The following is a 23,431-nucleotide window of genomic DNA, read 5'->3' on the forward strand; positions in this document are numbered from 1 at the left end:
TAATTAATATGAAACTAGGTTTAATTGGATTAGGAAAAATGGGATTCCCATTAGCTGAACACTTATATGAAGACAAGCATGAAGTAGTTGTATACGATGTAAATAAAGAGCTTGTTGAAAAGGCAGGAAAACTAGGAATTACTGCACGTCATACATTAAAAGAAATGATCGCTGAACTAGAAGCTCCTCGTACAATTTGGGTAATGGTGCCTGCAGGAGAAGTTGTAGAGTCAGTACTAAAAGATGTTTATCCGTTATTAGATGAAGGTGATATCGTTATTGAAGGCGGAAATTCATTCTATAAAGATACGTTACGCCGTGCTGAAGAAGCAAAAAGCTTCGGATTACATTATGTAGATATCGGTACATCAGGCGGTGTAGAAGGAGCTAGATACGGTGCTTGCTTAATGGTTGGTGGAGAAAAAGAAATTTACGACCAATTAGAACCTTTATTTAAAGATTTAGCAGTAGAAAATGGCTATTCTTATGCTGGCCGTGTTGGTAGTGGTCATTTCTTAAAAATGGTTCATAACGGTATTGAGTACGGCATGATGCAAGCAATCGCTGAAGGATTTGAAGTACTAGATAAGAGTGACTTTGATTTCAATTATGAAGATGTTGCAAAAGTATGGGCGAACGGATCAGTTATCCGTGGTTGGTTAATGGACTTAACTGAAAAAGCATTTGCAGAAGATCCGAAACTAGATGGCATTAAAGGTGTAATGAACTCTTCAGGAGAAGGAAAATGGACTGTTGAAACTGCACTTGAACTTCAAGCTGCAGCACCAGTAATCGCTATGTCATTATTTATGCGCTATCGTTCTCAGGAAGATGATACATTCCATGGAAAAGTAGTTTCAGCACTACGTAATCAGTTCGGTGGACATGAAGTTGTGAAAAAATAAGGATGTTATAAAAAAGAAACTACTAATTTAAAAATACCAATCAATCATTGTTTTTTTGTCACAAATGACAGCTTCAACGTTCATTGAATGAACAATATATTCTATATTTTCTTCTTTAGCTAATAATAAGGTTGTAAAGGAATCGAATATACTCATAAACGCATACTCATTATCTTCGCCAGTAATAATTAACTCATTATTGCTAATGTCCCAAATATCTAATGGAGTAGTATTATTTACCTCTAATAATCCGTTTGTATCAAGAATTGGTTCAGAGAAATATAAATTTTTTGCACCTTTAGAACCGAGGAGTTTAAGTAATTTATGTAATAAAAATATAGACGTATAATCTTCTGTTGGATAATAAAGATCTTTTTTTAAGTTTGAATATAGCTTTTCGGCTAAATCCTCTCTTTTATATTCTTCTGTATAAGCACCAATGGAAGTCAACATGGCCATTGCTAATTCTGCGTATGAATGTAATCCACTATAAGACATCATTTCCTTCCAAGAAACGGATTTCCCATTATGAATGATTTCTTCAGCGCTAGGATAGATGTGCTCATATGGTCTTTTTCTCACAGACTTTTCCCATCCTAAAGGCATTTGGACAAAAGGGTGTAGCAATATAGCTGCAGATTTAAAGGTGCTTGGTAGTTGTTCTAAAATTGGTGATTTGTCATCTAGCCAAATGTAATCCAACAAAATATAACCTCCTCTTAGACTTTGAAATGTACGGATTCCCGCATTATGTTTTTTTGTATTGATTGTATCAAATATAAAGCGCTGCATGAAATATATCTCAACATAAAAGTAAGAATAAATAAAATGAAGTTTTCATAAATAGTAAAAGGGTGCTTATGTCATCAGTATAGCTAAGAAATGTTGTTACATATGAGAAGAGCGTGTTAATAAAATATGAGGTGGTTAAATGGGAAATGAGCAAGTGAAGTCTGTAAAGAAAGAAAAAAAGTTATGTCTTTGTATGATCGTCAAAAATGAGTCTAGAATTATGGAAAGATGTTTAAATGCAACAAAATCAATTGTAGACTTTGTTTCTATTTGTGATACTGGATCGACGGATAATACGCCTGAAATTATTGAAAATTGGTGTAAGGAAAATGAGATACCTGGGACGGTTCATCATGAGCCGTTTAAAAACTTTGGTTATAACAGAAGCTTAGCTGTTTCGTTAGCGCAAAAAACATACCCAGAAGCAGATTATTTATTAATATTAGATGCGGATATGATTTTAGAGGTTGATCCGAATTTCGATAAAACGAGCTTAACGGAAGATCATTATCTTACATTACAATATGATGTTCATATTAAATATTGGCTTACACGTCTTTTGAAAGCTTCTTTACCATGGAAATCTGTCGGTGTTACTCATGAGTATTGGGATATAGATCGTTCAAAAGTTGGAGCGAATTACAATACGAGGGTAGCTCGGTTAGAGACTCTTGTCGTGAATGATCCCGGAGATGGCGGGAGCAAAGCTGATAAATTTGAAAGAGATGAGAGGTTGTTGTTACAAGGAATAAACGACCCAGAAACAACGCCAGATTTGCATATAAGATATTTATTTTATTTAGCTCAGACTTATTTTCATTTAAGTCAATTTGAGAATTCAATTAAATGGTATAAAAAACGAGTGGAAGCAGGAGGATGGGTTGAAGAGGTATTCTATTCGTTATTGCGAATAGGATTTTGTTATGAGCAGTTAGCAAATCGTTCAGCAAATAAACAAAATGAAGTGACAGATGCTGATGAAAAAGAAACTGTTAAAGGGCAAGAAGAGCAATATTTAGCATTAGCTGTTTTTTATTTTCAAAAAGCTTGGGAATATAGACCAACCCGGGCTGAACCATTATACCAACTTGCAAGGTTGTATCGATTACGATCTCAAAACAATATTGCTTTGATGTATGCTCTGCAAGGGAAGGAAATTCCTTTTCCAAAGGATGATCTACTATTTGTAGATTATCATGTGTATGATTACTTATTTGACTATGAAATTTCTATTAGTGCTTTCTATATACCTCATAAAAAACATTTAGGGGCGGTGTCGCAAAAGTATTTGGAATCGATAAAAGAAAAGATTCCATTTCATATAGCAAATATAGTAGAGAATAATGCGAAATTTTATTAAATACATTTTCGATTAAAGGAGTAGTGGAGTAATCATGGAATTAATGCGATGGGCGATTGAACTAGGAGAATCGGTGCATGGAAATACGTATGAAGAATTGATGCCACTACTAGACTATTATTATGATCGTGATCATTTAAAAGCGTATTGTATCGCAAATCTTCTTTTAAATATGGATGTATTAGATGAGGACCGGGAAAGAATCGAATTAAGAAGATGCATCGCTGCTTATTATGCTGGATTATATAAAGTAGCAAGAAAACATGCAAATGAGTTGGTACTTAAACATCCAGATGTAGATTTATATAAAAATAATTTAAGATTAATGGAAGTTTATTTGAATAAAGAATATGATTATTGTCTTTTTATATGCCCAAAGACATACGGTAGTTTCATAGATGTTGCGCGAGCTTTAAAGTGGCGGTTGGAGCAGGAGGGAAATACAGTAATTATATCAGAAACAATACTGGAAAATGCAAAGAATACAGTTGTTTTTGGAGCACATACATACGCATATAACCCGAATCTTCTTCCGAAAGATGCAATTATTTATAATTTAGAACAGCTATACGAAGGAAGTCCATATGCGCATCCCCTTTATTTAATATTATTAAAAGATAGAGTGATTTGGGATTATAGTAAACAAAATATAGAATGGCTTCAACAAAAAGGGGTAGGAAAAGAAATAAAACATGTAGAAATGAACTATGCTCCAACTTTGGAAATAAAAAAAGATGCGTTTGAAAATGAGATTATTGAAGATATTGATATTCTGTTTATAGGTGCTCTTAATCCGAGGCGACAAGCTATTTTTGATCATCTAAAAGCGATTGCCCCGAATTTAAATATAGTTTTTAAAAATAATGCGTGGGGAATTGTTAGAAATGAATTGATTGCTAGAGCTAAAATTATATTAAATATTCATTTTTACTTATCAGGAATTCTTGAAACACCTCGCGTGTCTTATGCAGTTGCGAATAAGAAATTTATTATTTCCGAAAATAGTAATCCAGAAGATGAGGTAGAGTGGCCAGGAATTGTATTTACTCCGTACGAAAAAATAATTGAAAACGTAATGAAATATATAGAATTACCAGAAGAACGGAAAAGATTAGCGGAAAAGGCATATAATCATTTTGAAGCAAATGAAAGTTTAGGTACATTGAGCATGAGAGATGAAACAAAGTAATTGTACGAAACTCATACGAAAGTATGAGTTCTTTTTTGTTTATCATACTATTTTATGAAACAAGTTAACTCTTTATATTGTATTTTGTATAGAAATTTCTGATAATATATAAGTAGAACTTGAAAACAAAGGGGAGAAATAATCATGAAACTAGTCGTTATTAACGGTACACCAAGAAAATTTGGTAGAACTCGCGTGGTGGCAAAATATATTGCGGATCAATTTGAAGGGGAATTATATGATTTAGCAATTGAGGAGTTACCTTTATACAATGGAGAAGAGTCACAACGTGATTTAGAGGCAGTGAAAAAATTAAAAACGTTAGTGAAAGCTGCGGATGGGGTTGTATTATGTACACCAGAATATCATAATGCGATGAGTGGTGCGCTGAAAAACTCTTTAGATTACTTAAGTAGTAGTGAATTTATTCATAAACCAGTTGCGTTGTTAGCGGTTGCTGGTGGCGGTAAAGGTGGAATAAATGCATTAAACAGCATGCGAACGGTCGCTAGAGGTGTTTATGCAAATGCAATTCCAAAACAAGTTGTGCTTGATGGATTACATGTGCAAGATGGTGAACTTGGGGAAGATGTAAAACCATTAATTCATGATGTAGTTAAAGAATTGAAAGCATATATGAGCGTATATAAAGAGGTGAAAAAACAACTAGGAGTGGAGTGATATGTCCTCACTTTATCATGATTCTCGCTTGTATTACATTCTAGGAGCCAATAGTCTATCTGCTATTGGTTCCGGAATTGTTATGATAACGATTCCTTGGCTGTTAATTAAAGAGAGTGGAGGAGAGACAACATTTGGTTATGTTTCTATCATTGCAACCCTCATTATGTTTTTATTAACACCATTCATTGGGCAAAGTATTGATCGTTTTTCAAGAAAATCTTTATTGCTATGTAACGAAGGAATCGGAATAGCGGTAATCGGAATAATGGTTATATGGGGATTTGCTGGGCAATCTTATCATTCTATTCACTATATTCTTATTTATATAGCCGGATCATTCTACTATTTATTATTTTATCCTACAATATTTGCGTTCAACCAAGAGATATTTCAAGCAGAACATTATAAAAGTTTAAGTGGAACGATGGAAATACAAGGACAGTTAACACAAGTTATTTCTGGAGCGGCCGCGAGCTTCTTAATTGAAATTGTATCTTTGAAGTGGATTTTGTTAGTAGACATGTTAACTTTTGCTGGAGCATTTTTTCTTTTCTTATGTATACCGTACGTAAAGAAAAAAGAAGTGAAAAGAAAAATAACATTTAAGAAGCAATTGTTTGAAGGAATTCACTTTATGAAAAAACGTCCTAAGCTCTTTTGGTTCTTACTGGCCACTTATATGCCGTTTATAGGTGTTATGATGGCAAATTATTTAATACCAGTTTATATTTCGGATATACTTAAAGCCAATGCCTCTGTATACGCAATAGAGGGGATGATGTACGGTGTCGGAGCGGTTGTTGCAGGAATCTGTATTCCACTCATAATGAAATATGTAAAAACAGAAGTTTCAATCGTTATGACGATGTTCATTTATGTAATTTCAATTACCGCAATGATTATTGAACCTTCCGTAATTTTCTTATATGGACTTGCAATTTTTCAAGCAGTTGGAAATGCGGGTACAAGAGTGGCGAGAAATGTATTGATGATGGAGGAAATTCCAAACGAAGTAATGGGACGTGTAGACAGCTTATTTCGCTTAATTGGTACTGGAATACGAATTGTATTATTAATGCTGTTTACAGCGGGTGTATCTAAAGCCGGAGTAATGCTTCCATTTTACGTATTAAGCTGCATATTGATCTTCTCATTAGGAATCGCTATTTATTATGTACTATCACAACGTAAAGTAGCGGCGAATGTTTCTAATAAATCAATCGTTTAAAAAACACTTCTGCCGCCCTTTCTTTTTCTGTATAATAAAAAGAAAGGGAGTGCAAACTTATTTATGAACAAATGGATCTTTCTTATCATTTTATTATTACCGCCACTATATATCATTTATCTGACGTTTAGAATGAACAAAGTTGCTCGTGAAAAGTTGAGCTATCACTCTCCGTACGTTCTTATACTGGGTGCAAAGTTATTTGGAGATAGACCGTCTTTATCTCTTCAAAATCGTTTGGATGTAGCGTTGGAGTATTTATTTTCCCATCCTGAAGCGAAAGTAATTGTTTCAGGTGGTCAAGGAGAAGATGAAGATATACCGGAAGCTCACAGCATGAGAAACTATTTAATGGTACACGGTATAGATGAGAGTCGTATTTTAATAGAAGATCAATCTACAAATACGTATGAAAACTTAAAGTTTAGTATGGATTTATATAATGTGAAACATGCGGTAGTTGTAAGTAATACGTATCATTTATATCGAACGAAAATAATTGCAAAGCGTTTAGGCATGAAGATGGAGGCACTAGCTGCTGAAACACCAATTCGTTCTAAGAGAAAAATGTATGTTCGCGAATATGCTGCTATTATGAAAACAATATTGTTCGACCGTTAGAGCTCAAATGTGAGCTCTTTTTTAATTTAAAAGCGTATCATTTGAAATGAATGCCATATTCCATCAAAATAAAGGAAACAACAGTAAAGGAGTTGTATTTGTGATTCAATTTAATCATGTGTCAAAATCGTATGAAGATGGCACGAAAGCAGTGGATTCATTGCATTTAGAAATTAAAAAGGGAGAATTTTTTGTTCTCATCGGTCCGAGTGGTTGCGGGAAAACAACGACAATGAAGATGATTAATCGTTTAATCGAAACGACTGAAGGATCGATTTTAATCGATGGAAAAGATATTCAACAATATAATATAAACGAATTACGTTGGGATATAGGATACGTGTTGCAACAGATTGCTTTGTTTCCTCATATGACAATTGCTGAAAATATTGCAGTTGTTCCTGAAATGAGGCAATGGAGCAAAAAAGAAATTAAAGCACGCGTCGATGACTTGTTACATATGGTTGGATTAGATCCGGGTATTTATCGAAATCGTATGCCTGATGAATTGTCAGGAGGACAAAAACAACGTGTCGGTGTCGTGCGAGCATTAGCTGCAAACCCGAAAATCATTCTTATGGATGAACCATTTAGTGCGTTAGATCCATTAAGTAGGGAACAGCTTCAGAAGGATATTGTACAGTTGCAAAAAAAGATTCAAAAAACAATCGTATTCGTAACACATGATATGCAAGAAGCATTATCACTTGGAGATCGCATTTGTATTATGAAAGAAGGAAAAGTTGTTCAACTAGATACACCAGAAGGAATTATACATAATCCGAAAAATGAATTTGTAGAGGAATTCATTGGAAATCGTGGGCGAACTTGGTATCAGGGGAAAAGTATAGCAGATGTATTGCCACTTGATCAAAGTGTGCAATTAGAAGGGCAGGCGCTATCATTACATTCTTCTTTACAAGAAGCGTTAGTTCGTGTGCGTGATGAGGAGGTCGTTCCAGTTGAAAAAAACGGTCAATATATTGGAGCGTTAACAAGTCGTCACATTGTCAATTACATTGTTGAACAAATGAAGGAAAGAGGCTAAACAGTGACTAATTTTATACAAACGTTCCAAGAACGAAAAATAGAATTACTAACTGCATTAAGTGAGCATTTACAAATATCGCTTATTTCATTATTTTTTGCAGTAATTATAGCGGTGCCACTTGGCATCTTATTAACAAGAAAAGAACGAATGGCTGAATTTATAATAGGAACTTCTGCAGTAATGCAGACAGTGCCATCACTTGCATTACTCGGACTATTAATTCCATTAGTAGGAATCGGAAAACTTCCAGCGATTATCGCATTAGTTGTGTATGCACTATTACCTATTTTACGAAATACATATACAGGAATAAGGGAATTAGATGAATCTTTAATAGAAGCCGCGAAAGCTATGGGGATGAATAGTTGGAGAAGATTGTGGAAGGTAGAACTTCCTCTTGCATTGCCTATCATTATGGCTGGTATTCGTACAGCGATGGTATTAATTGTTGGAACGGCTACATTAGCAGCTCTCATTGGTGCAGGTGGGCTCGGTAAGCTTATACTATTAGGTATAGATCGAAATGATCATGCGCTTATCATTTTAGGGGCCGTACCAGCCGCGTTACTCGCTTTATTCTTTGATATAGTACTTCGCATACTTGAACGACCGAAACGCTCTTCTAAGCGTGTTATATTGACGATATGTATTGTTTGTATAATGATTGCTTCTCCATTTCTTTGGAGTACAGAAAAGAAAGATATTGTTATTGCGGGCAAACTTGGATCAGAACCTGAAATTTTAATTCAAATGTATAAGCAGCTTATTGAACAAGATACAGATTTACACGTACAATTAAAACCAGGTCTTGGGAAAACAGCATTTGTATTTGAAGCGTTGAAATCAGGAGAAGTAGATATATACCCAGAATTTTCAGGAACAGCTTTATCTACTTTCGTGAAAGAAGAACCAAAGAGTACAAATCGTGATGAAGTATATGAGCAGGCTCGCATTGGAATGGAAAAGAAATATAATATGATTATGTTGAAGCCAATGGAGTATAACAATACATATGCACTAGCTATGCCGAAAAAAATAGCAGATCAAAAGAATATAAATACAATTTCTGATTTAGGGAATGTTGCGCAGGAAGCCAAAGTAGGATTTACATTGGAATTTGCTGATCGTGAAGATGGTTATAAAGGAATGCAAAAATTATATAACTATAAGTTCTCGAATGTTAAAACGATGGAGCCGAAGCTGCGTTATAGCGCAATTGAATCTGGAGATGTTAACGTAATTGATGCATATTCAACAGATAGTGAATTGGAGCAATACGGACTGAAAGTGCTAAAAGATGATAAAGGGTTATTCCCACCTTATCAAGGAGCACCATTATTAAGAAAAGAAACGTTACAGAAATATCCTGAACTTGAAAAGGTATTAAATAAATTATCTGGAAAGATTACAGATGAAGAAATGCGAAAAATGAATTATGAAGTTAACGTAAATGGTAAAAGTAGTGAAGAAGTCGCAAAACAATTTTTACAAAAAGAGAAGTTACTTCGTTAAATTTACAAGAAATATACAAATTTATATGTTTGAAATGGCCGTTCATTACAAAATGAGCGGTTTTTTTGTGCATACTTATACATTTTTTCAAAAAAGTATTCCATTTTTGCTCATTTTCTTTTAGAATAAGTAATGTTTTCCTGAAAAAATATAAGAGAAACGTCTATTAGAGAAAAAGGTGACTTTAATAGTTGAACGAACATAACACCTAGAATGACAGATGGGGTGGTACAAATAGAAAAGAAGTTAGGATTTTTTCCATTAATCGCATTAGTAGTTGGAACAATGGTTGGTGGCGGTGTTTTTAGTTTACCGCATGATTTAGCAGTAGGAGCAAACAGTGGTGCAATAATAATTGGCTGGTGTATTACAGCGATGGGAATGATTCCACTTGCGCTCGTATATCAAACGTTAGCAAGACAAAAACCGGAACTTGAAGGTGGAATTTATAGTTATGCACGTGCTGGTTTCGGTGAATATATTGGATTTAATAGTGCTTGGGGATATTGGCTAGCAGGAATCTTAGGTAATGTCGCAACAATTATGTTACTGTTTAGTACATTAGGTTATTTCTTTCCAATTTTCAAAGGAGGAAATAATGTTGCGTCTATCGTTGGGGCATCACTTTTATTATGGACACTTCATTTTTTAATTTTATTTGGAATTCGTGAAGCTTCTATTATGAATGTGATCGCAACAATAGGGAAGTTAGTTCCAATCGTTTTATTTATTGTTGTAATGGTAACAGCCTTTCGCTGGGACACATTTACACATGATTTTTGGGGAGAAGGAACGATCTCACTTTCCGCTATACTTGGTCAAGTGAAAAATACAATGCTTGTAACACTTTGGGTTTTCATTGGAGTTGAAGGAGCAGTTGTATTATCTGGAAGAGCGAAGAATAGTCGAGATGTTGGAAAGGCAACAGTATTGGGACTTATTTTAGTAATGTCCATTTATATTTTAATTTCTGTCCTGTCAATGGGAGCTATGACAAGAGGCGAACTTTCTGTGTTAGAAACCCCTTCAATGGGGCATGTATTAGAGCACGTTGTTGGTCCATGGGGTGCAGTTGCGATTAACATCGGATTAGTTGCTTCACTTGTCGGTACATTAATTGGTTGGTTTTTACTTGTTTCTGAAATTTCTCATGTGGCAGGAAAAGATGGCGTATTTCCGAAAGTCTTTACGAAAACAAATAAAAAGCAAACACCGCACATGGCATTATGGATTTCAAATGGTGTTGCCCAAACTATATTTATCATCGTTTTGTTTTCGGAATCAACATATCAAATTATGTATTTCATTGCCTCAACATCAATTTTATTACCATATTTATTATCAGCGTTATTCCAATTTAAATTAGTCATTACAAACGAGCTAAAAGACGCTAAATTAAAAAACGGAGCGTTAGCTTTAATTGCTTCTATTTACTCTGTATGGCTTCTTTATGCAGCTGGTTTAAAGAATTTACTACTCGTTTCAATTGTGTATGGAATTGGAATTATTGTTTACACATTTGCAAGAAAAGAACAAGGGAACCGTTGCTTTGTAGGTGCAGAGAAGTATGTGATGTGGGCAATTATTGTTGCGGCTATCACATCCATATATATGTTATTAACTGGAAATATAAAAATGTAAAAAGTCCTTTTCATTTAAAGGGCTTTTTTCTTTGTTTAGAGAATATTTACTACATAAGATATTCAGGAGGGATGAGAATGGAAGAAAAAGAACAGTTGTCTAGAATAATTGATTTAGCTAGTGAGTTAAGGAAAGTATTAGTGCAAGAATCTTTTTTTAATCATCATCCTGAACTAAGAGGAGTCATTGAAAATTTAGCAAGTTCTGTTGAAAATTTGGCGGAATTACAAATAAGTAAAGATGAAAACGCTGAAGATCGATTACGTTACGTACTTGCGAAAATGAAAATTGCTCATAATGCAATTTTACAGGAGAAAAAAGCATTTCCTTCTCATTAATATAAGTTTTTATTTTGAACCTGGCGGATAACGTCAGGTTTTTTATTTCTAGTTTTTCGTTTCTTTCATACACTAAGAATAGTATGAAAAAAGAAGGTGACTAAGGTGAAATTACATAAAGCTCTTCAGCCAAGTTTTATAAAACGAATGTACTATATGAGATTTTTAGGGAAATTTACAAAAGCTGAGAAAGAGAAGAGTGGAGAGAATTTCTTTGTACAATGCTTATCGCCAATACCATTCACTTTACAGGAACAATTTACAAATGAACCATATGTATTTGAAGGGTTATGTAGCAATAAAAAGAATGAAAAAATCTTTTCGGAATTAAAGAAGAGGAAATTAGAAAAGCAACTAGTAATGTTTCGTCTTTATTATGAAAGAGGAAATGTATACGTGGAGTTAATATGTACAGAAGAACCGAAAGAAATAGCAAGCAGCTATAAAATGATTCCGGCACCTAAAGTTACAAATAATAAAAAAAGAGAATCTTTAGAACGAAAACTTAGCAACGGTTATTTATCATTTCTTATGCCAAAATTTCCGAAAGACTTTGAGCCTCCCGAATTATTGTGGCACGATGGAAGACTTTACGGAAACATATCCCTAAAGTCATCAATTAGCTCAATCGCCTATTTTGAACAGAAACGTGAGTGTAAATATATAAACTGCAGTGACTGGACGAAGTATGTAGAAATAGCGGTAGAAGATCAATTATATTTTGTAAGTGATTATGTGTATGAGCAATTAAAAAAACGAATGCATGAAGAAGGTAAGCTAGTTGAAGTAGAGGATATAAAAGTACAAAAAGATGAATGGGAATGGGATGAGCGTGAATCGTCTTTTTTACAGTATGTACAAAGTATGGTGCATAATAAAGGGTTATATTTGGATGAAACGGATATTTATAATTTCCATATAAGTGTAAAAACAAATATGTTAACGATTCTTGGTGGTATACCGGGCGTTGGGAAATCACGGTTTGTGCAAACTTATGCAGAAGCATTAGGGTTACAGTATGGGGAAGAGTTGGTTTGGATTCCGATTTCGCCATCGTATCAAGAACCACATGATTTACTTGGTTACCTTCATCCAAATGGTACTTTTATTGAAAGTGAAACGAAGTTAGTTAGGACGTTAATGAAGGCGAAAGAAAATCCAAATCAACTGTATATAATCGTTTTTGATGAAATGAACATGTCTCATATTGAACATTGGTTTACTCCGTTTCTATCTGTTCTTGAACTTGAAACAAAAAATCGTATTTTAAACTTGTATGAGGGTGTACAGGATATAGAGAATTCAATTCCATCAACAATTGAAATTGGAGAAAATATTATATTTGTAGGTACTGTGAATTTTGATGAAACAACAAAAGAGCTCTCTGATCGATTATTAGATCGAACGAACCTAATAACGTTACAGAAAATTCCGTTTTGTGAGATGGACATGGAACAGGGGAAAGTCGTATTACATCCACCTTTGAAAGTAACAGCGGGAGAATTTCGGATAAATTGGATGAGAAATAAAGCGATGATTGAAGTGTTTTCTGAAGAAGAATTAGAGCTATTAGATAAGTTGCATGTCGTATTGTCATCACATGACGCGTCTAAGGGAATTTCTTTCCGATGTGCAAATGCCATTGCGACTTATTTGCAAAACATACCGTTCCAAAATAATCATACCTATATGATCAGTAGAGAAGAGGGGTTTGATTTACAAATAAAGCAGCGTGTATTGACGAAAATCAGAGGGACCGAAATGATGGTTGGGCCTTTACTTTCTGAAGAAGCAAAAAGGGGAGCGACCTTAGTACCTCTTTTGCAATCTGCACTTGCAAACAGAGTATCTACATTTGAACACTCTTTAGCATATATACGAGAAAAACGTAGAGAACTGGAGCTGTATGGATATGCAAAATGAAGGGCGTTACGAAACAAAAATCGTTGATACGAATGAAACGCTCCCTTTTGTATTAAAGTTAATCATTGGAAATGAGGGGAAAGGAGATTATATTTTATTAAATCGTCTTTGTACATCTACTACAGCATTAGTTCAATGTATTTATAAAGTACAAGAATTAAAACCAATAAGATTGCAGTACAATTATGAAATTCCAATGAATATTACTTTTATATGGAATAAAGTATATGAGGGGCAGAAAAATATAAAAGAGGCTCAATATGAAATAAATGAAAAAAAACAAAGAGTATTAATATATGAACATGGGAAAACAGAATTCTTTTATCCATGGCGCTGTGGTTTATACCATTTTGAAGTGCGTATAGAAGATACAACGTATTATGGCGCATTTCAAATCGTACCGAAAAACTTTTTTGATGATCAATTTGAAATGATTCAAGACTATGTGAAGTCAATTTTAAATGAGTTGATTTTGGATAGAGGTTACTATAAAAAGACCTTCTCTGCACTTAGCGATATTGAGGATTCTTCTTATTTAGTGTTACTTAGAAAGTTACCCCAAAAAATGAAAATGATAAAGCAAATCTTTAAGAAAATAGAATCAAGCTCAAAATTTATAAATGAATATAAATGGGAAGGAAAAGAGCGAAGGCCAACAAGAAAAGGAACTATAGTGGCAGAACGAAAACCTTATGCCAAACATTATAATCGTAAGTTTATGGAACAAAAAAATAGTAAGGAAAATGCATTTCTTAAATATAAAGCGATGCAATTCTATCATTATTTAATTGAAGCAAAAAGTTTTTTACGTCAAACAATTGAAATCTTAGAAAGAGAAAAAAAGAAAAAATCAGAAGAGTTTCAAGCCGTAAAAACGATTATACAAACAATTGAGCGTAATGGATCGGTAACTGATAGAGAGAAGCAAAAATATAAAAATATACATTTACTAAAAGAAGCCGATTTACGAAAGAGCTCAATGAAAATACAAGAATATAAAATATTGGCGCATATTGTGCGTGAAAATGTACAATACTTTCAAATGTTAATGCATTCTTCGTTTTGGAGGGAAGTTACTGAAACAAGTAACATGAACTTACATGATTTACCGATACCACATCAACAATTACTACATCATTTAGAAGTACTCCCGCAATATACGGATCAATCTCCATCGTTATTATTTGTTTATAAGCCAACGTTTTTAGTGTATGAATATTACGCTTTTTTTATCGTTATTTCAATTTTAGAGCAAATTGGTTTTGAAGCTAGAAACTCTATCCGTGAACAAATACAAGAACATTTTTATGTAGATGGATTACAAGATGGAACGACAGTAGTTTTAGAACGAGATGATATAAAGGTGCATGTTGCATTTAATGACTTAATTGAAACACATCCTCTTATTGCATTAAGTAAAGGTAGTAATTTTTACAATGGTGAGGATACGAAGAAGCCAGATATTCGCTTAGACTGTTATGTAAAAGAAGATGGGAAATACGTATATAAATCTTCTATTATTATTGAAGTGAAGTATAGTCCAATGTACAATATTTTTCAGCACGTCGGAAATACGAAAGCAACTGAGCAAATGTATAAGTACTGGTCTATAAAGTATGTAGAAGAACAGGATGGAAAGCGAGTCTATTATCGAAGGTCAATTTATGAAGTCATTTGTGTATATCCAGGAAGCCATATGCATAGTAAAAAAATTGAGTCTGGATGCGGTGTTTTCTTGCAGTTATATCCATATAAGACGAAACAAGGGGAAGAGAAATTAGCTGGAAAACATGGGATGGTACAAATTTTTGAAAAATGGTTAAAAAGCATTAAGAAGTAAAAGAAATCCTTTTTCATAAAGGATTTCTTTAGATTAAGAAGAATTATATGCTGTATGGAAAGAAACATAATGTAATTTAGATTTGAAAAGTGATACAAATGTGTTATTAAAAGGAATGTGAGCGCGGGATAAAAGTCGATTAAATTGGAATCTAATTCATTTTGCAGAATATAATAAGTCATAAATATTTTTAGTTGCATACGAAGATTTGTTCTTATATGATAGATAGTGAAAGCGTTATCAAAAACAGAGCGACGATGGGAAAGGCGGTTAAATATGTTCCAGCGTGTTCAAACAAAGGAAGAACATTTTGGGTTCGAGCAACTATGGGGAGATTTTTGTGAAGAAAGAAACTTAATGTTCGTAGAACGTAATTTAAATCCATCACGATTTTTATTAATAGAAGATGAACATCCTATTGGTACAGTGGAATGTATTAAGTATACGGTACCTGAACAATCAAATTCTGAGTTTTTCTATCCGTTTTCTAAAAATGATTTAGTAAAAGATTTGAAGAATGTATATGAAATAGGCAAGTTAAGTATTTCGAAAACGTCTCGTGGGAGAGGACATTTCAAAAGGCTAACAGCTATTTTATTTATACATGCGTTAGAAACAAAAGCTGAATGGTACATTGCAGCAGTAACAAAAAGAATGTATATGTATTTACTTACACTTGGTTTTCCAATTGAGCCAATAGATAATCCATTTCAGTTTCATGATACTTTACAAGGTGTACCAGTAAGAATTCATGCTCGAAAAGGGGTTACGCATTTGTATTCTTTAAAAGAATTTCGTGATGTGATTCAAGGGAATGCTCATGCACAGGCATTAATTGCAGAATACAGTAAAAATATTATGTTAACGAAATAAAGCGAAGTGAATATGTATAATAAAGAGAATAATATTTGTATAGGATATAACTCTTCATTAAAAAAGACCCTTATTATTTTAATAAGGGTCTAAAAATTATAATCCAAATATACTAAAAATCATTTTGCGGCGCTTCGGTTTCTTTTCTCGTTCATATGTTGGTTTTGAATCAGGAGTAATATAAATGGGTTCTTCTTTCGTTAGGGCAGCTTCTAACTTTTGAATTCGCTCTAACATTTCCTCCATTTCACGACGGTGTTGTAAAAGTTGGTACGTGACGACATCATTTGCCTTATCTTGCATTTGTTCTTCCATTCGATCAAGTCTTCTCGTAATAGTGTTTAATTGATCAGCTAATTGCTCAAAATCATTGGGTAATATGTTTTGAACAATTGTATTAACTTGAGTTTTTAATTCCTCAACTTCATTTGAGGAAGCCTTTTGAGTAGATTGAGAATTTTGAGATTGCTCTATTTGAAATCGATGGTGTTCTAACATTTGATCGACATCCTCTTGTGTGAAAATAAAGTGGCCATATTTGTTTTTCTCTATCGTAAGATTTAATTGTTGTGCGATCCGGACAACAGCCTTTGGGCTAACACCTAATTTCTTTGCGATAAATGGTGTTTTATATTCCAAAATAATCCCTCCTATATATATCCTGTTGAATGATTTCGAGCTATGAAGTAAGTTCCCTTCTAGTGCGACAAAAGAAGTGTGGAATCGGCAAAGAAAGTGTTTTTTCACGAAATTGAGTTGAGAAGAATAGTTCGTTTAAATAAAAATGTTTTATCGTAACATTTAGAATAATTTGACGAGTGTAAATGAATTAGATTATCATAATGATAAATATCTTTTTTATGTATGCATATAATATATAAAAAGGTGGTTGCTAATGTAGAATTTTGTTAGAGTATTAGAATGCTTACTTCACTTGAATAAAATTAAGTAGGAGGTGGCTTCCTTGCTTACAAAGTAAGTAAGGAAAAGTATTTGGACATATATAGTATAAGTATAGTGATTGTTTTAATTGCTTTAACGGCATTTTTCGTTGCAGCAGAATTTGCAATTGTTAAAGTGAGAAGTTCACGAATTGACTATTTAATTGCAGAAGGAAATAATCGTGCAACATCGGTCAAAACAGTCATTACAAACTTAGACGAATATTTATCTGCTTGTCAGCTGGGAATTACTGTTACAGCTTTAGGAATTGGGTGGTTTGGTAAACCTGCGTTAAAGCAAATGTTTGATACGCTTTTTGCAAATTGGAATATCTCTACTCAACTAGCAGACATTTTTGCTGTAATTTTAGTGTTTTTGTTAATTACTTTTTTACATGTTGTAATAGGTGAATTGGCCCCAAAAACATTTGCAATTCAAAAATCTGAACAAGTGAGTTTACTTGTTTCTAAGCCGTTAATTTTCTTTTCTCGTATTGCATTCCCATTCATTTGGCTATTAAATGGTTCAGCTCGAATCATTACGAAGCTGCTAGGGCTGAAACCGCCGAAGGGACATGATGAGGTTCATTCAGAAGAAGAATTACGGTTGTTAGTTTCAGAAAGTTATAAAAATGGTGAGATTAATCAATCTGAATATAAATATGTGAATAAAATTTTTGAATTTGATGATCGCATTGCAAAAGAAATAATGGTACCTCGAACTGAAATGAATATTATAAGTAAAGAGATGCCTGCTGAAGAAGCTTTGCAAAAAATGTCTCGTGAAAAATATACAAGGTATCCAGTTGTTGATGGCGACAAAGACCACGTAATAGGTTTTGTGAATTTTAAAGATATTTTTACTGAATTTGTACAACATAAAGCTGTTAATAAGAAGACAGTAGAGCAATATATGAGACCAATTATTTTAGTTATCGATTCTATTCCAATTCATGATTTGTTTTTAAAAATGCAAAAAGAAAGAACGCATATTGCTATATTGATAGATGAATATGGTGGAACATCTGGACTTGTTACTGTTGAAGATATTCTGGAAGAAATTGTTGGAGATATTCAGGATGAGTTTGATACGGATGAGCAGCCAGAAATTCAAAAGGTTAGTGAAACGAAGACGATACTAGAGGGAAAAGTACTTGTTAGTGAAGTGAATATGTTATTTGGTTTAGGGATTGATGATGATGGTGTTGATACAATCGGTGGTTGGATTTTAACGAAGAATATAGAGATTGCTGAAGAGGATTCCATTGAAATTGAAAATTATAAGTTTTGTGTGAAAGAATTAGATGGACATTATATAAAAAGATTAGAAGTTACAAAGATAGTAGAATCGATTGTTATTTTAGAAGATGAAAAACAAATTTCGTTACAAGAGCAAATTAGCTCGTAAACTCTGCTATATAGCAGAGTTTTTTTGAGCATAATGTTTTTTGAGGGATAAGGGCTATGATACAATGACATAAGTCAAACCTTTCACTAGGTGAAGTATTGTTGTATACATATATTTGGAAGGAGAAGAAGTATGAAAAAGCATTTATATATAAATGGAGATTGGAAATCTGTAAACACGTATAAACCATTATATGCACCATATTCTGAAGAAACATTAGCGGAAATTGCACAAGGCACGGAAGAAGATGTAAAAGAGGCTGTTACCGCTGCAAAAAATGCAATGACAAAAATGAATACATTATCTGCATATGATCGTGCGACTATTTTAGAGAAAGTTGCACAAAAAATGGATGAAAGAAGAGAAGAATTTGCAGAGATTATTGCAAAAGAAGCTGCAAAACCAATACGTGCTGCAAGGGGAGAAGTAGATCGTACTGTTCAAACATACAAATTTGCAGCTGAAGAAGCGAAGCGTATATATGGTGAGACATTGCCATTAGACGCCGCACCTGGTGCAGATGGGCGTATTGCATATACAATCCGAAAGCCGATTGGGGTTATAGGGGCTATTACACCATTTAATTTCCCATTAAATTTAGTAGCGCATAAAGTTGGACCAGCAATCGCTGCCGGAAATACAGTTGTATTAAAGCCAGCTGATCAAACGCCATTATCATCTTATGCATTAGTTGAGTTATTTGAAGAGGCAGGATTGCCAAATGGAGCTTTAAATATCATTTCTGGTCCTGGCTCCACGGTTGGTGAGGCAATCGTCAAAAATGATTACGTTGCTTCTATTACTTTTACCGGAAGTCCAAAAGTTGGAATCGGAATAAAACAAAAGGCTGGGCTAAAACGAGTTACGTTAGAACTAGGCTCAAATGCTGCTGTTATCATTGATGAAGATGTAGAGTTAACAGATGAAATAATTGAACGTGTAAAATGGGGAGCATTTGTTAATAATGGGCAAGTTTGTATTTCAGTACAACGTGTTTTTGTACATGAAACGAAAATGCATGAATTTCTTTCGAAGCTAAAGAAAGCGATGGAATCAGTTGTTGTTGGTGATCCACTGCTTGAGGAAACGGATGTATCAGCTTTAATTTCAAAAAGAGATGTAGAGCGAATTGATATGTGGGTTCAAGAAGCAATTAAGGAAGGAGCAACTGTTTTATGCGGTGGTAAGAAGCGGGATGCACGAATTTTTGAACCGACTGTATTAAAAAATGTTCCAAATCATGTATCTGTGCAGTGCCAAGAAGTATTCGGTCCACTCATGACAGTAAATACATTTAAAGAATTTGATGAAGCGATTGAGCAAGTAAATAATTCGCGTTACGGCTTACAGGCAGGAGTATTTACAAATAATTTATTTAAAGCAATGCGTGCAATTGATGAGCTAGAGGTTGGTGGTGTCATGATTAATGATATTCCAACGTTCAGAGTAGATCATATGCCTTATGGTGGCGTGAAAGAAAGTGGCACGGGGCGTGAAGGAATTAAATATGCAATAGAAGAAATGACAGAAATGAAATTAGTATGTATTAAAAAATAAAGTAGAAAAACTTAAAACTTGCACTAAAAAACGAGTAGGAAATGTTTACGATTCCATACTCGTTTTTTACGCTTCTAGTAACTATTTAATTAAGTGTAACTTTTACTTCATTTCTTGTTTGAAAATAGTATCTTCTACATAAATTTGTTCTTTATCTACAGCAGTAGCATGAGTTAATACTAAACCGATTGGTGTTTTTGTATCTTTATTCTGAACAATTGTAAAAGGAACATTTTTTTCGTTTGCTAATTTAATGTATTTTGATAAATGTGGGTAAGCAATGCCACCATTTAGGAGGAGTTGTAATGATTGAGAAGGGCGCATGCTACCCGCCACTTCAGAGTATACATTACTTTGCATTACTTGACCGATCGTTAAAGCGATTTCCACACGCTCACGTAATGTAGTTAAATACATATTACGTTCTTCTGGTTTGTTTTGCTTTTGGCCGTAAATGCCTTCTTGGAGATAATCTTCCACATTTTTATTTACCATATTTTTCACACCTTTCATTTTCTATTGTACGCAAGAATTAAAAATGATGCAAAAAAAGTCGTTTTGACTACGGAAATAATGAAAATATGTGAAGGAAAAAGGGGATTTGCATACAATTAGTTAAATAAGAAAGAAAAAATAATTTTATCAACAGAAATTAACAAAATGTGACAAAAATCTATTAACGAATCGTATTTTTTGTGTTAATATTCAAAATATAAAGGGTATTCGTCGTATGGAAATGGAGGGAATGGAGGTTTTTCCAATCGATAAGGATATTAAAGAAATATTTTGTTCACACTTGAAAAACAATAGGCACCAATTCGTAGAGAACTGGAAAAACAAAATGATAATTTCCGAAAAAGATCCATTTAAACTAGAAGTAGTTCAAAATGGAGAGGATTTACTAGAGTTAATTATCGAACTTACTATGGAAGATAAAGATATAAATTATCTTCAACCGTTATGTGAGAAAATTGCTATTGAACGTGCTGGAGCAGATGCGAATATTGGAGATTTTGTTTATAACGCAAACGTGGGAAGAAATGAACTTTTCGAAGCGATGTGTGAATTAGATGTTAGCGCTCGTGAATTGAAACCAATTATGGCAAAAATACATACTTGTTTTGACAAATTAATTTATTATACCGTTTTAAAATACTCGGAAATTATATCGAAGAATTTAGAGGAAAAACAGCAATATATTAACGAAACACATAAAGAAAGACTGACGATTTTAGGACAAATGTCAGCTAGTTTTGTACATGAATTTCGTAATCCGCTTACTTCCATTATGGGGTTTGTCAAATTATTAAAGGCAGATCATCCGAGTTTATCGTATTTAGATATTATTTCGCATGAATTAGATCAATTAAATTTTCGTATTTCGCAATTTTTACTCGTATCAAAAAAAGAAATGTGGAATGAATCGGAACGGTTTTGGCTTAATGACTTGTTTCAAGACATTATACAATTCTTATATCCGAGTTTGGTCAATGCGAATGTTTTGATTGAAAAGAATTTACCGTATCCAATTCCGCTTGTTGGTTATCGGAGTGAAGTGAGACAAGTATTTTTAAACATATTAATGAATTCAATTGATGCTCTTGAATCAATGAAAGAAGAACGAAAAATTATCATTGATGTATTTGAAGAAGATCAAGCTATTCGAATTGTGATAAAAAATAATGGACCAATGATTCCAGCTGAAAATGTAGAAACGATTTTTGAACCATTTGTAACTACTAAAAAGTTAGGAACTGGTATTGGATTATTTGTATGTAAACAAATTGTGGAAAAACATAATGGATCCATTATGTGTCGATCAGATAACGATTGGACAGAATTTCAAATTGCATTTCAAAAATAAACAGTCTACACCAAATGAATGGTGTAGACTGTTTTAATTTGTGAGTATAACGGCTTCTAATTTATGATCTTTAGTTGAATAACCTACTATTGAAATTGTATAAATAACATTTGGTTCAACATTAAATTTCGGTATAGTCAATAAAACGTTTTTATTATCTGCGAGTGAAATTTCAATATCTGCTGTACCAGGGCTAACTTGCAAAAAATCGGTTATTTGTTTAAAGAGTACATTTTCAAATAAATGATCTCCATCTTTTAAATCTACATTTACAACAGGGGTATCTGGAGAGAAATGTGCAAAGCGTATTTTTGCTTGACCAGCTGGTAAATGTGTATTATCAAGTATAGGTTGTAATTGTAGGTGATTATCACTATTTATTGCAGCAAGAGTATAAGTATGATTTCCCATTATTGGTACCAATGCTGAAAAGATTGGAGTTTCATTTCCGACAGGAACAATATCTATACGGTATTTACCTTGCACTAATGATAAATAAGGGCTGAATTGCTTAAATGAAATATTTTTAATAACCTTTTGTCCGTTTACTAAAATGTCAACCGCCGGTATATTTGGATCGGCATGAAAAATTCTTATATGTGATGGTAAAGCAGCTTCTTGTGAGTCTCTTGTTTCATACGCCTGTACAAGTTTTGATAGTGCATCGTAATATTTCATATATAATTCTATATATTTTTTAGGGTTACGAAACTGATAGTAACGTGCGAGCTGTTCGTATTGCGTAACTTCTTGTCCATATTTTTCGATTTCAGATTGAGACATGAACATTCCTCCTTTGTCATCATTAAAACTATATGCGAAGCAAGAAAGCGGTTATGCAAAAAAAATGATTTTATAAAGGGAAAATTAAAAAGTCACAACAAATATGTTTTCATAAAGAGGTGCTGGTGCTTACGAGAATTTCACAGAGTAAAGCAGTACATATGACTGTACGAAAGTAAAATAAATGCCAAATTGAAAGTGCATTTCAATTAACATATTGAATACATGTCCAAAAATCGCTAGAAAACTAGGGATTTTTTTAATTATAGGCAAATACACATACAAAGTGATAATTGTCCTACATAAATTATAAAGGAAAGATACTTTGAATCTGAGGAAAGGAGTGCCACTTCGGGATAGGGATATCCCGATAGTAATTGTGAATGAAGTTATGAAAAGGTTTTGTGTTATAGACTGTAGGATGAATTTGTAAACTTCATTTTTCTATTTATTTTAGCAATTGACAGTATTAACCCATAAGAGAGCGTCATGACGAACTGATTAGTGTGGTTAATCGGTTCTTTTTTTATAGTTTAAAAATGAAAAGTTTACATAATGAATAGGAATCTGAATTGATTAGTAAGGTGGGTGTCGAAATTTGTTTTAAAATATGCAATTTAAAGTAGGATAATAGGAAGGAGTTTAACGGGAGTTCCGTCGAAGTGTACAGAATGTCGGTATTTAAGGACAGCTGGCATTATGCTATAAAAACATTTGGTGATGCAGTCATTTCATATAAAAAGGAGGGTCATTTGGGCGTATAGAAAAGGGTTGGTCTTCGGTTTTTTAGTTCTGAATTTTCTGTTTTATAAAATTTTTTAAGCACTCATTTGTATATTTTATAATAGTTTTTTGATAAATTCACTGCTTTTGCAGAGGATTCTTTTTTATGAAAGAAACGTCAATTTTCTTCATATATAT

20 protein-coding genes are annotated in these 23,431 nt (G+C 33.4%); 16 read left to right on the forward strand and 4 right to left on the reverse strand.

The features are described from left to right. The first annotated feature begins 8 nt into the window (after positions 1–8). Positions 9–905 (forward strand): phosphogluconate dehydrogenase (NAD(+)-dependent, decarboxylating), encoded by an 897-nt coding sequence (gnd, locus tag AC22L0_RS07270; protein WP_000765995.1) that lies wholly within the window; start codon positions 9–11, stop codon positions 903–905. A gap of 27 nt (positions 906–932) precedes the next feature. Here the strand turns inward: gnd and AC22L0_RS07275 are convergent, their stop codons facing one another. Next, positions 933–1,697, reverse strand: a complete 765-nt coding sequence (locus AC22L0_RS07275) for a DUF2711 family protein (RefSeq protein ID WP_002196444.1) — start codon at positions 1,695–1,697, stop codon at positions 933–935. 139 nt (positions 1,698–1,836) lie between these two features. Between AC22L0_RS07275 and AC22L0_RS07280 the strand changes: the two genes are divergently transcribed. From AC22L0_RS07280 to AC22L0_RS07335, 12 genes are all read left to right on the forward strand, one after another. After that, the gene (locus tag AC22L0_RS07280; RefSeq protein WP_000526236.1) at positions 1,837–3,057 is read left to right on the forward strand and encodes a glycosyltransferase; all 1,221 of its coding nucleotides are present in this window, start codon (positions 1,837–1,839) and stop codon (positions 3,055–3,057) included. Between the two features lie 34 nt (positions 3,058–3,091). Next, positions 3,092–4,246 (forward strand): CgeB family protein, encoded by a 1,155-nt coding sequence (locus tag AC22L0_RS07285; protein WP_000422327.1) that lies wholly within the window; start codon positions 3,092–3,094, stop codon positions 4,244–4,246. Between the two features lie 144 nt (positions 4,247–4,390). Continuing rightward, positions 4,391–4,927 carry an NADPH-dependent FMN reductase gene (locus AC22L0_RS07290; RefSeq protein WP_000780356.1) on the forward strand — a complete coding sequence of 179 codons (537 nt, stop codon included), beginning with the start codon at positions 4,391–4,393 and terminating at the stop codon, positions 4,925–4,927. A 1-nt stretch (position 4,928) separates the two neighbouring features. Then, a complete protein-coding gene (locus AC22L0_RS07295) occupies positions 4,929–6,158 on the forward strand; it encodes an MFS transporter (RefSeq protein ID WP_000097173.1) in 1,230 nt (409 codons plus the stop codon). Positions 6,159–6,221: 63 nt separating this feature from the next. After that, a complete protein-coding gene (locus tag AC22L0_RS07300; RefSeq protein WP_001045710.1) occupies positions 6,222–6,779 on the forward strand; it encodes a YdcF family protein in 558 nt (185 codons plus the stop codon). A 100-nt stretch (positions 6,780–6,879) separates the two neighbouring features. After that, positions 6,880–7,827: an ABC transporter ATP-binding protein gene (locus AC22L0_RS07305; protein ID WP_000614079.1), complete on the forward strand. Its 948-nt coding sequence runs from the start codon at positions 6,880–6,882 to the stop codon at positions 7,825–7,827. A 3-nt stretch (positions 7,828–7,830) separates the two neighbouring features. Further along, positions 7,831–9,342 (forward strand): ABC transporter permease/substrate-binding protein, encoded by a 1,512-nt coding sequence (locus AC22L0_RS07310; protein ID WP_000181014.1) that lies wholly within the window; start codon positions 7,831–7,833, stop codon positions 9,340–9,342. A 213-nt stretch (positions 9,343–9,555) separates the two neighbouring features. Further along, a complete protein-coding gene (locus tag AC22L0_RS07315) occupies positions 9,556–10,983 on the forward strand; it encodes a basic amino acid/polyamine antiporter (protein ID WP_000129448.1) in 1,428 nt (475 codons plus the stop codon). A gap of 77 nt (positions 10,984–11,060) precedes the next feature. Further along, positions 11,061–11,321, forward strand: coding sequence for a hypothetical protein (locus tag AC22L0_RS07320; protein WP_000391445.1), 261 nt, complete (start codon positions 11,061–11,063; stop codon positions 11,319–11,321). Positions 11,322–11,426: 105 nt separating this feature from the next. After that, on the forward strand, positions 11,427–13,244 hold the full coding sequence (locus AC22L0_RS07325; protein WP_000766197.1) for an AAA family ATPase: 1,818 nt from the start codon (positions 11,427–11,429) through the stop codon (positions 13,242–13,244). Beyond that, the gene (locus AC22L0_RS07330; RefSeq protein WP_001178734.1) at positions 13,234–15,084 is read left to right on the forward strand and encodes a hypothetical protein; all 1,851 of its coding nucleotides are present in this window, start codon (positions 13,234–13,236) and stop codon (positions 15,082–15,084) included. Before AC22L0_RS07325 ends, AC22L0_RS07330 begins: the two co-directional genes overlap by 11 nt. A gap of 276 nt (positions 15,085–15,360) precedes the next feature. After that, a complete protein-coding gene (locus AC22L0_RS07335) occupies positions 15,361–15,957 on the forward strand; it encodes a hypothetical protein (protein WP_000487795.1) in 597 nt (198 codons plus the stop codon). 96 nt (positions 15,958–16,053) lie between these two features. On the opposite strand, the gene racA is transcribed toward AC22L0_RS07335, so the two are convergent. Beyond that, positions 16,054–16,596: a chromosome-anchoring protein RacA gene (racA, locus tag AC22L0_RS07340; protein WP_000456021.1), complete on the reverse strand. Its 543-nt coding sequence runs from the start codon at positions 16,594–16,596 to the stop codon at positions 16,054–16,056. A gap of 354 nt (positions 16,597–16,950) precedes the next feature. Between racA and AC22L0_RS07345 the strand changes: the two genes are divergently transcribed. Both AC22L0_RS07345 and AC22L0_RS07350 read left to right on the forward strand, forming a co-directional pair. Beyond that, positions 16,951–18,306: a hemolysin family protein gene (locus tag AC22L0_RS07345; RefSeq protein WP_087967879.1), complete on the forward strand. Its 1,356-nt coding sequence runs from the start codon at positions 16,951–16,953 to the stop codon at positions 18,304–18,306. 132 nt (positions 18,307–18,438) lie between these two features. Beyond that, positions 18,439–19,863, forward strand: coding sequence for an aldehyde dehydrogenase family protein (locus AC22L0_RS07350; protein ID WP_000716458.1), 1,425 nt, complete (start codon positions 18,439–18,441; stop codon positions 19,861–19,863). Positions 19,864–19,965: 102 nt separating this feature from the next. On the opposite strand, the gene AC22L0_RS07355 is transcribed toward AC22L0_RS07350, so the two are convergent. Next, entirely contained in the window at positions 19,966–20,358 is a 393-nt protein-coding gene (locus AC22L0_RS07355; protein WP_000247557.1) for a YueI family protein, read from the reverse strand. 235 nt (positions 20,359–20,593) lie between these two features. On the opposite strand from AC22L0_RS07355, the gene AC22L0_RS07360 reads away from it, so the two are divergent. Beyond that, on the forward strand, positions 20,594–21,727 hold the full coding sequence (locus tag AC22L0_RS07360; protein ID WP_000425086.1) for a BA2291 family sporulation histidine kinase: 1,134 nt from the start codon (positions 20,594–20,596) through the stop codon (positions 21,725–21,727). A gap of 33 nt (positions 21,728–21,760) precedes the next feature. Here the strand turns inward: AC22L0_RS07360 and AC22L0_RS07365 are convergent, their stop codons facing one another. Then, on the reverse strand, positions 21,761–22,510 hold the full coding sequence (locus tag AC22L0_RS07365) for a DUF4397 domain-containing protein (RefSeq protein ID WP_087967877.1): 750 nt from the start codon (positions 22,508–22,510) through the stop codon (positions 21,761–21,763). Between the last annotated feature and the right edge of the window lie 921 nt (positions 22,511–23,431).

The organism is Bacillus sp. LQ01 (assembly GCF_057624735.1).